The organism is Enteractinococcus coprophilus (assembly GCF_006716305.1).
GTDB lineage: Bacteria > Actinomycetota > Actinomycetes > Actinomycetales > Micrococcaceae > Yaniella > Yaniella coprophila.
On record NZ_VFOU01000002.1, the window covers coordinates 583,903 to 597,850 of the forward strand.

Below are 13,948 nucleotides of genomic sequence, written 5' to 3' on the forward strand. Positions count from 1 at the left end.
TTAGTCCGTACTTTGTGATGACCCGGGGCTGGTTGTGACGAAGCCGTGATCCGCCAGAGCTTGACGCAATACTTGGCGATCATCAATCGCAAAGCGCTGTCCAGCCAGGTCCTGATGTGTTTCATGGCCACGTCCGGCCGCTAGAATGATGTCGTCTTTAGTGGCCAATTGCACAGCGTGAGCCAGCGCGTCACCTCGCGGAGCGATTTCAATGACTTCGGGTGCGTGCGCGACCTGCTGGGCTTGGAGCTGGGCTGCTTCGATCACAGCTTCCCGAATATCTGCGGGATCTTCATAGTGCGGATCATCATCGGTGATAATCACCACATCGGCGTGTTGGGCGGCTATGCGTCCCATAAGAGGCCGCTTGGCGGTATCACGGTCACCGGTGGCACCAAAGACCAGGATCGTGCGTGCTGCTTGACCGTTCGGAACGCGCTTGGCCCGGTTGACTGCTTTAAGTGCTTGGGTGAGACCATCGGGGTTATGCGCGAAGTCCACAATAACCGTTGGCTCATCACAGATGACCTCCATCCGCCCCGGGACGGCGGATTCAAATGGCGCACGCTTCGGGTCAGCTAAGACTGCGGCAATGCGGTCCCAATCTTGCCGCTCATGACCGGTCAAAACCATGACGGCGGCCAAGGCGGCGTTGGCCACATTGAACTCGCCGGGCATGCCAACTCGCGTGGCGACTTCAAATCCGGATTGATGGCGCAGGCGGAACGCGTACCCGAGACCTGCGGGTTCGCATTCGATGATGATCCAGGTAGCTTCGGTATGCGCGGTGTCCACGACGGCGACCGGGCCTAGATCGAGTGTTACTGCCCCGGGACATTCGGCGGCCAGGCGTTGACCCCATTGCGGTTCTGTTCCCCCATTCAGCGTGATGACCTGACTGGCCGCACGCTCGGGCTGGAAGAGCAGGGCTTTGGCGTTGAAATATTCATCCATGCTGCCGTGGAGATCCAGATGATCCTGGGTCAGGTTCGTAAAACCGGCCACTTGGTAACGCAACCCGAAGGCGCGTCGATAGTCCATGGCATGTGACGAGACTTCCATCGCCATGGTTTCCACTCCAGCTTCGCGCATTCTTGCAACCAAACTGTGCAGCTCGGGTGCTTCTGGGGTAGTGAATTCAGATGGTGTGGCCACACCGTTAATACGCGTCTCAATAGTACCGATCAGACCGGTCGTGTACTCCAAGGCAGTTAAAAGGGCGTTGACAAAATACGAGGTCGTGGTCTTGCCATTGGTTCCCGTCACTCCGTAGACGATCGGTGTTCCGGCCGTATGGTTGCCATAGATCAGCGCAGCTGCATCGGCTAGTGCTGTGCGGACATCGTCGACCACAATGTATGTGAGCCCCTCGGGCATGCGAGCCATCCCGCTGTCATCGGTCAGAACGGCTACTGCACCCGCTTCGACAGCCTGGTTGATGTAATCGGCACCGTGGTGTCGCGCCCCGCCGACCGCAGCATAGAGGTCGCCTGGTTGAACAGCTTTGGAGTTCATAGAAATACCGGTCACCGTCTGTGCGGAGTTTCCGGTGAGTACAGGCCGATAGCGTGCAAGCTGTTCGACGAGTGCTTCAAGTGTTGTGTTTATTTTCGTTTGTGGTCGTAGCATGGTCAGCGCGGTGTGCCCGCCGTCTTGGATTACCAAGGCCTTTCCTGTGGATCTTCTGTAAATACATCATAGTTTTGGGGTCCGGTATCAGACGGCGGCACAGAATATTTACTCAACAGATATTCCATCACATCCGCTGCGGTATCGGTTACCTGCCACGTTTTCCAGTCCCCTTGTGGACGATGCACCGCAACTGAGACCACGAATTGTGGATCATCGAGCGGGACGACGCCGGTAAATGAGGTGGTATACCCGTCGTAGCCGCCGGCTCCGGCGGCCTCACCGGTGCCGGTTTTCCCACCGACTCGGTAGCCGTCGATCTCGGCCGCATATGCGGTGCCTTCTTGCACGACTCCCTCCATCAGTTTCAGCATTTCATCGGCTGCCTCTTCGGAGACGACCTGCTTCGGTTTTTCGGACGATTCCCATGTTCTTTCCACGCCGTCCTCGTCAATGTATGCATCAATAAGACGGGCCGGCATCATCTTGCCACCATTAGCCAGTGCTTGGAAAATTCGGGTGGTGTGCAGTGAGGTCAGCGAATAGCCTTGTCCGAAGGTAGTCGTGAAGTGTTGGCGCCGATCCCAGTTCTCCCAGTGGGTGAATTGGCCCTGGTTCATGCCGCTGATCCCAAGATCGATCGGCTCGCCGATCCCGAACTTTTTCATGTACTCCCAGCGTTGTTCGGCACTGAGTAATTCTGCTACTTGGACGGTTCCGGTGTTATAGGACCGAGTAAAGATGCCGGCGGTCGTCATGTCGTATGTATCGTGTGGCATCGAGTCGCTAATGACTTCGTTATTAAAGGTCTGTTTGTTGGGTACGGTCCATTTTTGTTCGGGCGTTACCACTCCGGCATCCAGCGCCATAGCAAAGGTCACCGCCTTGCCTGTGGAGCCGGGCTCGAAAGCTTGGCTCAACGCGGTGGGACGCCAGAACAGCTGATCGGTGTCGGTAGGGTCTGTCGGGTCTACCGTCTCGGAATCCGCAAGTGCCAGGATGTCCCCGGTCTTTGCGTCCATCACAACAATGTTGCCCCATTTGGCATTGTATTGATCAACCTTGGCAGCGATAGCTTCTTGGGCATACCAGGACACGTCAAGATCGATTGTGAGGCGAATGTCGTCCCCGTCGATCGCGGGGGTTTCCGAAAATGAGGCATTCGGTATGCGAACACCATCGGCGGAGATTTCAAAGACTCGCTGGCCTTCTTGTCCGCGGAGTTGCTCGTCTTGGGATCGCTCAATGCCTTCGAGTCCGTGTCCGTCATGGCCGTTGAAGCCCAGGATGGAACCGGCAACGGCCCCATTAGGATAAATCCGTTCCGCTACTGGTTCGGACAATAACCCGGGAATGCCAACGTCGAGGGCTTTTTGGCGGATTTCCGGAGTGACACGTCGAGAAACGATTCGGTATGGTCGGTCGCCAACCATCAGTTCTTGGAGCTCGGGGTGATCGATGTCGAGAATTTCGGAGAGCTCTTTGAGTTGTTCGTCGATATCGAGATCCACATAAGCGGACTGCTCCGGGTCCCAGACTCGGGAATCTTTGACTAGTCGTTGATCAACGACAAGGTCGTAGCGTTGCACGGACTCGGCCATTACATTGCCGTCGCGGTCGAGAATCGAACCACGTTCCGGAGCTAGTGTGACAGGCCGGGTGCGCCGATCCATGGCTTGTTGTGCTTGATCTTCGGCATCGATACCTTGGATAAACAGGAGTCGTCCGCCTAACACGAAAAGACTAACCATGAGCAACACCATGGTTACTTTCAACCGAGTTTGGGGGACTCGGCTCATGGGGGTATTAGGCACAGGACTCACCTACCTTCAACATAGCTAGCCAGGGGCCCGCGTTAGTTGTCGGTCGGCAGGCTGATCTTGGGTCCTTGAAGACTACCTACTGAAGACGTTTGAATTGTGTCTGCCACGCCATCTTGAGATGTTGAATTTGTCGCACTTGTTGGCGGCAAAGAGACCTGAGGTTCAATAATTTTCACCGTGTTGGACTCTGGACCTGGTACTTCTCCGTTGGTTACGGTCACTGGGTCTGAGGTGTCGTGGGCAGGTAACTCAACTTCAGCTGGAATACCAGTACTGGAACGCACAGTAGGTTTCGCGACAAAGCTGGTAGGCGTGTTCTCTGCTTCTGCTGCTGTGGCAGTGCCGACGATCTCACCCGATGACAAATCGATGGAGGCCGTTGTTCCAGGTAACACCATTCCCATATCCGCAGCTTGCTGCGCGACTGCCTGGGGCGCGGATTTTTGTGACAGTTGTTGCGCTAGCGCTTCATTCGTTTGCGTAATGCCCGTCAGCTGGGCGTTGAGTTCTACGAGTTCATACTGTCGGTTGGACAGGACGATATTGACCACTAAAACAACCAGGAGCGCAATGACCGGTATGGAGAGCACAAAGATGCTATATCCGATCGGAGCCCGTTTAAGCTGGCCTGAGATGACCTTGAGTTGGTCACGTCGTGTGCTTGCTTCAGAATCGCCACCGGTGTGTCTGGGGCGCACGCCTGGTTGGTACTGATATTCCAGCTTCCGGGCGGTCGATTCCACTGAGTATTCGGGACGCAATGCGCGGATGTTGGAGGGGGAAGTGGTCATCCGTTGCTCCTGGTAGGTCGAATTTTTACTATGGCACGGACCTTGGCAGATGCCGCACGTGGATTCTGAGCGATTTCCTCTTCGGTTGGTTTTTCAGTCCCCCGGGTGAGTATTTCAACGACTGGCGCATACTCTTCCAGTTCAACTGGGAACCCCGGAGGTGTCAGACTCGTTGCTTCCTGTTGGAAAGCCTTTTTAGTAATTCTGTCTTCAAGCGAGTGATAACTCATAACAACCATTCGGCCGCCAATGTGAAGTCCTGCCATAGCTGCTGGTAGGGCGCCACGTAGAATATCGAGTTCCTCATTAACTTCAATTCGGAGTGCTTGGAACGTTCGTTTCGCGGGATGTCCCCCGCTCCGTCCAGCAGCGACCGGGACAGCCGAGCGGATGACGTTGACCAGATCTCCGGTGTTAGTAAATGGTTGGGTTTTACGACGTTCGGTTATGGCCGTGGCAATTCTGCGAGCAAATTTTTCTTCGCCATACCTGCGAATAATGTGTTCAAGACGTTTTGGGTCGTAATCATTGACCACGTTCGCTGCACTAAATCGGGCGGTTGGGTCCATGCGCATATCAAGGGGTGCATCGTAAGAGTAGGCGAATCCACGATCGCGTTCGTCGAGCTGATAGGACGAGACACCCAGGTCAAACAGATACCCATCTGCCGCTGAAACGCCTGCCGCAGCTAAGGCTTCAGCAATCTGGTCATAGGTGCCATGGAACGCAATAAAGCGGCTCCCGAATGCAACCAGTCGCTCGGCAGCGAGCGCTAAGGCTTGAGTGTCTCTATCAACACCTATGACAACAACGTCGTGGAAACGGTTCAACATGAGCTCGGTGTGGCCGCCCATGCCGAGGGTTGCGTCGACCAATATGGGCTGGCGTTGTTGCTGACGAGCAGCTTCGACTCCCGGGGCGAGAAGATCGATCACGCGATTAGCCATAACAGGAACGTGACGCGCAGCAGCGTCGGGGCTAGCTTGCTCGCGACGCTGGTCGCTCTGGTCGAAGACTGCCATCGCGCTCCTCTGCTCTACGTCGTTACTGTCCTGCAAAAATGAGGCTCTTACCCCAGATCCCCATCCGTGCACCTGGCCCAGGGGAAGACGGGCCAGCTGTTCGGACAGAGGTCTGAAATAAGAGACCTTGTCATATATAGATTTATGTACTCACAGAATCTTGCATCAGAACAATCCCGGAATAATTTCCTCGTCAGTATCAGAGAATGCTGATTCCTGCTCTGCAAGGTAGTCATTCCAAGCCGTCTGGTCCCAGATCTCTGCTCGGGTGCCGGCGCCAATGACTGCAACGTCTCTATCCAAGCCCGCATACTCTCGCAGCGGTGCGGGGATAGTGATTCTGCCTTGCTTATCCGGGGTTTCGTCTGAAGCACCGGACAGGAAGACACGAATGTAGTCCCTGGCCTGACGTGATGAGAGCGGCGCTTCTCGCATCTGATTGTGCACTCGCTGGAATTCTTCCATCGAAAACACGTATACACAGCGCTCCTGACCTCTGGTTAATACCAGGCCGTCAGCTAGTTCATCTCTGAACTTCGCTGGCAAGATCAAGCGGGACTTCTCATCCAAGCGAGGAGTGTATGTACCCAAGAACATGGCACTACCTCCAGCGTGGTTCGATCCTTTTTGCTCTTGCTCTGCGATCACCGTCCTCGTCGTGCTCCACTTTACCCCACTTTGCCCCACATACAAGGCTTCATCCCTCATTATTCACGAATTTTCGAGAAATTTTCAGTCTTATCCAGGGTGTCCCTCACTAGGTAAAACTGCACAGTCTCGCGCTCTTATGCGCTGGTGTGTTGAAACGGAGTGCTCTGGGGGTGATGGTGGGGTGGCTGTTCTCGCTGTTAGTGACAATTGTGACAATTGTGAAAGATGAGCGTGACTCATCGCTCAGGTCTGCGAATCTGGGTCCGCGATTTAGAGCAGATGGAGCAAAGTGGGGCGCTTCGGAAAGCGCTACCACCAACAATCTCGTTACGATGGAGTCGGTAAATGATCATCGGCCTGTCTACCGGTGGTGCCTCGACTGAAAGTATTGATGTGCAGACCTTCACTTCTCGGACCGAGCAACCGGATGCCGGTCGGCGAGCACGTAAACGTATATGGACTGCGCTCGTGTGCGCTTGTGCACTGGTTTTGGCAGCATGCGGAGCAGACGTCAATAGCCGGCTGGAACTCGATGAAGATTTTTCGGGCACAAGAGCTTTTGTTATGACTATGGCCGAGACTGATATTGAAGCGTTGTCCGGCGGTCTTGACTCTGCGACTCAAGCTCTTGAAGCACATACCCCTGAGGTGCTCTCGTTCGAGGGCATTGAGCAGCAGGAGGAAGGCTACAGCGCTACCTTCATAATGTCTTTTAGCGATATTGAGGACTATCAACATAAAATCCGCGCTCTTCTGGATGCTTCAGAGGTATCAATGGCAGACCGCGACATGAACATTGAGTTGGATGAGCAACCGTTGGTGACCAGGTTATCTCTCCAGGAAAACTTTTATAATGATGACCTGATGGGCTGGGCTGCGAATGCTCTCCTGAGTGAGGGTGTCGTGGCCGATGACGCCACAGTTCTGACCTCTAGTGGCAGAGCGACGGTGATTTTTGCAGGCGAGGAGATCGCGACTTCCACCTCCCTCCCCCGCATGAACTTCGAGCTATCCAGCGATCATCGGTTTCAAGACGTTGGATTAGACGTGGAGTTCTTAGAGACGGGCGAAATTCGAATTACCATGGCCTATCTGATATCTGGCGAGTCGGCTGCGATACAAAACGACTTTCTCACCCGGCAGGTGACAGAACTCAACGATCTTGAGGGGCTTTCCGAAGCCGTCGCTGATTCAGGCGCCAAAGACTCTCCGGACGATAGTGGCGGTGAAAACCGGCAGATCTCTGCTCTGTTTTCGACGCCTGAAGCGGCCGATGCGGGGATGAAAGTATTGCTGAAGCATGACGATGCATCATTTGAGAAGCACGAAACGTCCGATAAAGATTCTCCAGATGTTGTTACCCAATACGCGGGATCCAATTGGACCTGCGAGCAAATCTGCGATCCAGCTAACTTACAACAGCTAGACGGGGACACGACCTTTCCTGAACAGTGGAAGCTAGTCGATGAGCAACGTGGTGAGGGTGAGTTCTTTGCGGAGTTCAACCGTGGTATGCCGCTGCAACAAATGACTGCAGCTACGCGTCTTGACTTCAATGGCAACATGACACAAACCTTTGAATTTGTCGTTGATAACGCCACGATAGAAGGTCACGAGGCGACTGTGGCTGCACGATTTTCACCGCCGCCCAACACCGGTTCATTCCATAGCGCAGTTGAAGGCGACAAGACGGTATACACCACGACATTTCAAGCTCAAAACGCCCATGGTCTCACGACTATGCTTAACGACTATCTACAGGATAAAGGCATAGCGGCTCCTGCCACGATTGATCACGACGCGATTATCGGGATCTGGGCAAATTACGATCTACGTGTTGATATCTCCCCTATTTGGGAAGTGGTGACCGGCGGAGTAGAGGACGCAACCACCTTCAGCGTGCAACTACCCGCCATGCATACCGGCCACACCCAGGATAGTGAATCGAACGAACGCACCGTACTTATCGAAGACTCGACTGGCAGTTTTATTATTTACGCGAATGGGCCCACGTCGACAACCATCTGGGTCGTGGTTCTGACCGTCCTTTTCCTGATTGTCATCGTTGTCTTGCTGTTTCGGATGCGGCGTGCTGCCACCAGGGTGTGGGGTGTTGCTACTACACATCCCGAAGATGCGAAACCATATAACGTGCAAGGGCCCAAAGACCGACTGACTGAAACCGAAATCTTTGAGGCGCCCCTAGTTCCGGGCGCACAGGACCAGTCCACCACCCAAACGCCGAGACAACGTGAAGCCACGAAGCAGTTGGAGCACCCTGGACCATTTCCAGATATTCCAATTCCGTCACACACTCAATACCAGGAACTACAAAACCGACTTCGCAGGAAAAGACACGATGGAAAGTCGGGTGAGCCAGAGCCGGGTTCGGACGACGCGAATATGGACGATGACGCTAACGGGGCCTCCTAGGATTCCCACAGAGTGCAGGCAAAGAAAAGGCCCGTAGCGTTTGCTACGGGCCTTCAATGTGAAGGACAAGTGTCAGAGTCGGGAAAGCTACTGCTGACGCCGCCGTTCGTCCCACCGGGATTCGAGTCCTTCCATAAAACCTTGATTAGACTTCAGGGTGCCGGAGCCGCCACGACGACCGGTTTTGCTAGGTGGTTTCGTGGTCCGTTTTGTTGCCAAATAGATGCCGCTACCCATGATGATGAAACCGATGATTCCCAACCAAATTGCATCAATCGTCACGCCGGTCAATAAGACCACGATACCAATGGTGGCGGTAAGCACCCCCAGGACGATATTGCGTGTTGAGAATCGACGTAGCGGCCCCTTGGCATTCATTTGCATCTGGGACGCAAATTTGGGGTCCTCTGAAATTAACTGAGATTCAATCTCAGCAAATACCTCTTGCTCTCTATCTGATAAACCCATGGTCGCCTCCACATGTGATACCGAAAACTCGGCGAGTTTTCAGTTGAGTTTGTTTCTATTCTAGAGTTTTTGCCTGACTATTTGCTGAGATTGTCACACGGTGAACTACAACTTTCAACATCTAGCCGTCAGGCATCCTCGCTCGGCGTTCATGGCTCAAGAGGGTTGCGGGCTTAATTGCTGCCCCTGGGAATTTCTGTGCCACGTCATCCAGAATCTTGTCGGTAGCTTCCCAGTCTTGCTTCGAGTTGCTCTTCAAGCTGGGATCTACCAAGTCAAAAAGCGATTCTTGAGTCTCAGATTGTTCAACCGGCGCGGCTACTCGGTCTGCTCGCACGCCGAGCAATCGGACAGGGTGCCACCGCTGTCTCAGGAGTTCTTCGAGCAAGTTCTTGGCGTGCTGAAAGAACACTGCACCTGAAGAGGCTGGGGCTTTGAGTGTTATTGACTTGGTACGTGTCGAAAAATCGATGTCTTTGATCTTCACGGTCAATCCACCGGCGGCTAGACCCTCAGAGCGCACGCGTCTTGAGCACTCATAGGAAAGGTCTAGTAGATACTTTTCCAGTCGGTAGGCATCGGTTATGTCGTCATCAAAAGTATGTTCAACGGACATCGACTTCGCTTCGTGCCGAGGTTCCACTGGCCTCGGATCGTCACCTTGCGCTAATTGAACGATCTGTGGCCCAATGGACCCCAGCCAACGCTTCATACGAACCGGATCTTGAGCAGCGAGATCCCCTACTGTACGAATGTCGGCGTTATTGAGCCGCTCCAATAGCTTCGGGCCCACACCCCAGATCACACTAACTGGTAATGGCTCGAGATATTCGCGAGTTCGCTGCGCTGGGACAACCCCTATGCCATCAGGTTTAGAGCGCTCGGATAAAATTTTGGCCAGGGATTTAGTGGCAGCCACACCGATCGTTGATGATAGCTCGGTGGCTTCCCGTATCTGCTCTTTAATAAGGTTGGCTATTTGAACAGGACTTCCGAGGCGTCGACGGGCGCCTTCGACATCCACAAACGCTTCATCGATAGATAACTGCTCGACCTTAGGAGTGACCTGATGAAGGACCTCCATAACTCGTTGCGAAGCGCGCGTGTATTTTTCCCTGGTCGGCTCGATGACTATCAGACGCGGATAGCGCGCAAGAGCATGGGCCATTGGCATGGCGGAGCGGATGCCAAATTGACGAGCCTCATATGAAGCTGAGGTGACAACTGATCTCGGCGATCTGCCACCTACCACAGCGGGACGGCCGCGGAACTGTGGATAGTCCAGGAGCTCTACGGACAAGAAGAAGGCGTCCATGTCGACATGCAAGATCGTTGCCTCCCAAGACTCATCGACGCACTGCTGGCCGGACACTGAGTTTTGACCCGCTGAGACCATATGCCTAGTCTACGCCGCGCGACCGGTAGGGTTGAGATGAACAACATTTTGCTGAAATGTTCAGCAGACAGGAGACTCAACATCGTGACGACACTGGACGCTGCCTGGTTTCGGACGAAGGTCCAAGATCGAATGCAGGAATTACTTGCCGAGTATCGCGACCGCGCTAGTCATATCGCAACCTCTGCAGAACCGCTGGTCGCTTCCATTGCACGGTTAGTAGAAGGCGGCAAGCGCCTCAGAGCGCTTCTAGCCTGGTGGGGTTGGCAGGGTGCGGGCGGTGCCGCCGATGATCCTCGCATCATCGAGGCAGGTGTGGCACTTGAACTGTTTCAAGCTGCCGCTTTAATCCATGACGATGTCTTAGATCGTTCAGACACACGGCGGGGACAGCTTGCTGTCCATAAGAGCTTCGAGAAGTTGCACCACGATGAACAATGGGCCCAGGATGGTGCACACTTTGGTGTATCTGCAGCCATTTTGGCCGGAGACCTGGCCCTTGGATTGAGCGAAGAGGTCTTTTCGACCACTGCCGACGCCACCGCATTCGCCACACCGGCTCGCGAAGCTTTCCATGCGATGCGTTTTGAAGTGATGACCGGGCAGTATCTGGACATCTTGGCTGAAGCTCATATCCCTACAGATCCGGCAGTAGCACTGGAACAGGCCCGAACCGTCTTGCAATATAAATCAGCGCATTATTCCGCCGTCTGGCCCTTCGAACTCGGTGGGATTCTTGCTGGTGCCGATGAAACGACCCTAAAAACCTATCGTGACTTTTCCACTCCGCTCGGCATGGCATTTCAGCTCGATGATGACCTGCTAGGAGTGTTTGGCGATCCAACCCTGACGGGTAAACCTGCTGGCGATGATCTCATTGAAGGCAAGCGCACCGAACTGATCGCTCATGCGTTGAAGAATCTGGAACCCGAAAAAGCTCAAATGCTCAACAATTTCCTTGAGGATCCGCAGGCCAGCGCACACTCAGTCGATGAGATGCAACTGCTCATCGAATCTTCTGGCGCACGGGCGGTGGTTGAAGCTGAAGTGCAGCGTCTCGGCCAAACAACCTACGAAGCGCTCGGAAAGCTGCCAACATCACGCGACGTACAATCTGGCTTGGAGCAGCTAGTCTCCGGGTTACTACATCGCCAGCACTAGTTACTACCAGGCTAATGCCTGAGCTCGGCGACGAATCTCGGTTTTCTTACCAGCGTGGAGCGCGTCGATAGGACGCCCTGGCAAGGACTCATCGTCGGTAAACAGCCACCGGATAATCTCCGCATCCGTGAACCCAGCGTCGGCCAGAACCATGATGGTGCCACGAAGCGGTTTGAGAATACCGGTCTCCGTAAAAAACGCTGCGGGTACGTACCGTACGTTGGCCTCACCGCGACGAACGTCAACGAGCTGTTTTTCCTTAATCATCCGGTGAACTCGGGTCACAATTACATCAAGGTGTTCTGCGACATCTGGCAGCGTTAGCCACTCGCCGACAAGTGCTTCAAGATCTTGGTTTTCCTTCACACCTCAACTTTATCGCAGTTTTCAGCCGTTTCGGGACGCTTAGCGTATTCAACACAGGGAACCTAGTCATTTAATGACGATCAAACCTCTTCTCTTAACATTTGTCCCTTCAGTCATGTATATTCACTCATGTAACATTTTCATCACGTACACCTCGACGCTATTTTTGTCACACAGTGCACAAGAACTTCCCCTGGCTCGGGTGCCTGACGCAAAGAGGAATACGTTATCCATGACTGACCGTACTTCCGGGGCTTCTCGGTTTTACAAATCAGCTGTTGCGACATCGGCTCTGCCGTTACTTGCCTTAGGCTCTGCCACTGCAGCCCCCGCGGCGGTAGCCGATGCACCCAGTACGGCATTGAGTCCCAAGTCTGCAACAGCTGCCAACCTGACAGCAGCACAACAACAGCTCGAGTCAGCCCTGATCCCAGCGGATCAGGTCGCTGTGGCGCTGCCAGCGCGCTTTACCCAGCAACACTTCCAAGCAGCTAAGACCTCCCCCACGACCTATAAGGTGAAATCGGGCGAAACCCTGGGGCACATTGCGCTGAAGCACAAGGTCTCGCTTTCTAATTTGTTGAAGTGGAATGAACTCAAGGCCTCGTCGACCATTTACCCCGGTGATGTACTGCATCTTGGTCCGACAAGTGCCAGCAGCTCGGCTCCGCGGAACGCTTCTTCGACATCTTCATCGGACAGAGGCACTTACAATGTTAAAGCCGGTGATACATTGTCGGCCATCGCAGTTCGCAATGGAATCAGTCTGTCGACTCTCTTGAATGCCAACGGCCTCTCGATGTCGTCTGTTATCTATCCAGGACAATCGTTGAAGCTTTCGGGCTCATCGTCGTCCGCAGCCCCTTCGAAGAGCTCGAAGTCGTCCGCTTCATCGAGTGGCGGCACATACAACGTGAAGTCTGGCGACACCTTGTCCGGCATTGCTGCCAAGAACAACGTCAGTCTGTCAACCTTGTTGAACGCCAACGGCCTGTCTCAATCTTCGATTATTTATCCCGGTCAGCAGTTGAAGCTTTCGGGGAGTGCTTCTAATTCTTCGTCATCGAAGTCGACATCCGGTACGAGCTCATCGAATGCCTCGAGCTATACCGTCAAAGCCGGGGACACCTTATCAGGTATTGCAGCCAGAAATGGCGTTAGCCTGTCTACGATCCTGAAAGCTAATGGATTGTCGTTATCATCGACGATCTTTCCGGGACAGAACATTAAACTTTCAGGTACTGGCGCAAGCTCATCCTCTACATCGACGAAGAAAGCTTCGAGCTCATCGAATGCCTCGAGCTATACCGTCAAAGCCGGGGACACCTTATCAGGTATTGCCGCACGTAACGGTGTGAGCGTTTCGACCATTCTGAAAGCTAACGGGCTCAGTAGCAGCTCCATTATTTTCCCGGGTCAGACACTTAAGCTTTCGGGCACAGCTGCTTCCTCAAGCAGCTCCGGCTCATCATCAAGTAGTTCGGGTGGCGCGTCGAAGAGTGCTGGTACCTACACCGTCAAGTCTGGAGACACCCTGTCGGGGATTGCTGCGCGCAATGGCATCAGTCTGTCAACGTTGCTACAAGCTAATAGTCTGTCGCGGACGTCGGTCATTTACCCGGGTCAGAAACTCAAGCTGTCGGGTAGCGGAGGTTCAGGCTCAGTATCGACGGCGTCATCAGGCAATGATGACCAACTTGTTGGTAACACGTTCTTGCACTACACCTATCCGGATCACGTTGTAGCCAACGCGAATGCTAATAAGCGGGCGCTACTGGCGGCTCCAATGCCGTCACGGGAGACCGTTCGCCAGATGGTTCGGAATACCGCAGCCTCGATGGATGTAGATCCTCGGCTAGCGATGGCACACGCTCAGGTGGAATCTGGGTTCGACCCGGCTGCGGTTTCGCCTGCCAATGCCATCGGAACCATGCAGGTCATCCCAAGCTCCGGTGAGTGGGCATCCCAACTTGTCGGCCGCAAATTGAACCTGTTGGACCCACAGGACAACATCACCGCGGGCGTGGCGATCATTCGTCACCTGCAGCGTAACAACCCGGGTGATATCGGCATCGCTGGCTATTACCAGGGCGAAGGCGGCGTCCGGAAATACGGTATGTACCCCGATACCAAAGACTATGTCGCCAAGGTCAAAAACACCATGAGCAGATTCTAATGAAACTCTTCTGATAGGAAACGGATACCCGG

General features: G+C 54.1%; 11 protein-coding genes. 3 read left to right on the plus strand and 8 right to left on the minus strand.

From position 1 onward, the window contains the following. From FB556_RS07415 to mraZ, 5 genes are all read right to left on the minus strand, one after another. A complete protein-coding gene (locus FB556_RS07415) occupies positions 1–1,665 on the minus strand; it encodes a UDP-N-acetylmuramoyl-L-alanyl-D-glutamate--2,6-diaminopimelate ligase (RefSeq protein ID WP_246057262.1) in 1,665 nt (554 codons plus the stop codon). Further along, positions 1,659–3,380 carry a peptidoglycan D,D-transpeptidase FtsI family protein gene (locus FB556_RS07420; protein ID WP_246057263.1) on the minus strand — a complete coding sequence of 574 codons (1,722 nt, stop codon included), beginning with the start codon at positions 3,378–3,380 and terminating at the stop codon, positions 1,659–1,661. The genes FB556_RS07415 and FB556_RS07420 overlap by 7 nt, the downstream gene beginning before the upstream one ends. Positions 3,381–3,484: 104 nt before the next feature. After that, entirely contained in the window at positions 3,485–4,243 is a 759-nt protein-coding gene (gene ftsL, locus FB556_RS07425) for a cell division protein FtsL (RefSeq protein ID WP_141866272.1), read from the minus strand. Then, positions 4,240–5,265, minus strand: coding sequence for a 16S rRNA (cytosine(1402)-N(4))-methyltransferase RsmH (rsmH, locus tag FB556_RS07430; RefSeq protein WP_141866273.1), 1,026 nt, complete (start codon positions 5,263–5,265; stop codon positions 4,240–4,242). The genes ftsL and rsmH overlap by 4 nt, the downstream gene beginning before the upstream one ends. 165 nt (positions 5,266–5,430) lie before the next feature. After that, entirely contained in the window at positions 5,431–5,862 is a 432-nt protein-coding gene (gene mraZ / locus FB556_RS07435) for a division/cell wall cluster transcriptional repressor MraZ (protein WP_141866276.1), read from the minus strand. A 618-nt stretch (positions 5,863–6,480) separates the two neighbouring features. On the opposite strand from mraZ, the gene FB556_RS07440 reads away from it, so the two are divergent. Continuing rightward, the gene (locus tag FB556_RS07440; RefSeq protein ID WP_141866278.1) at positions 6,481–8,349 is read left to right on the plus strand and encodes a hypothetical protein; all 1,869 of its coding nucleotides are present in this window, start codon (positions 6,481–6,483) and stop codon (positions 8,347–8,349) included. An 87-nt stretch (positions 8,350–8,436) separates the two neighbouring features. On the opposite strand, the gene FB556_RS07445 is transcribed toward FB556_RS07440, so the two are convergent. Further along, positions 8,437–8,817: a DUF3040 domain-containing protein gene (locus FB556_RS07445; RefSeq protein WP_141866280.1), complete on the minus strand. Its 381-nt coding sequence runs from the start codon at positions 8,815–8,817 to the stop codon at positions 8,437–8,439. 121 nt (positions 8,818–8,938) lie between these two features. Beyond that, positions 8,939–10,213: a DNA polymerase IV gene (gene dinB / locus FB556_RS07450; protein ID WP_141866282.1), complete on the minus strand. Its 1,275-nt coding sequence runs from the start codon at positions 10,211–10,213 to the stop codon at positions 8,939–8,941. An 84-nt stretch (positions 10,214–10,297) separates the two neighbouring features. On the opposite strand from dinB, the gene FB556_RS07455 reads away from it, so the two are divergent. Then, complete coding sequence (locus FB556_RS07455) at positions 10,298–11,374, plus strand: polyprenyl synthetase family protein (protein ID WP_246057264.1); 1,077 nt, start codon at positions 10,298–10,300, stop codon at positions 11,372–11,374. Positions 11,375–11,377: 3 nt separating this feature from the next. On the opposite strand, the gene FB556_RS07460 is transcribed toward FB556_RS07455, so the two are convergent. Then, entirely contained in the window at positions 11,378–11,740 is a 363-nt protein-coding gene (locus FB556_RS07460; RefSeq protein ID WP_141866286.1) for an Rv2175c family DNA-binding protein, read from the minus strand. Between the two features lie 232 nt (positions 11,741–11,972). Between FB556_RS07460 and FB556_RS07465 the strand changes: the two genes are divergently transcribed. Continuing rightward, entirely contained in the window at positions 11,973–13,916 is a 1,944-nt protein-coding gene (locus FB556_RS07465) for a lytic transglycosylase domain-containing protein (protein ID WP_170200406.1), read from the plus strand. The last annotated feature ends 32 nt before the right edge of the window (positions 13,917–13,948 follow it).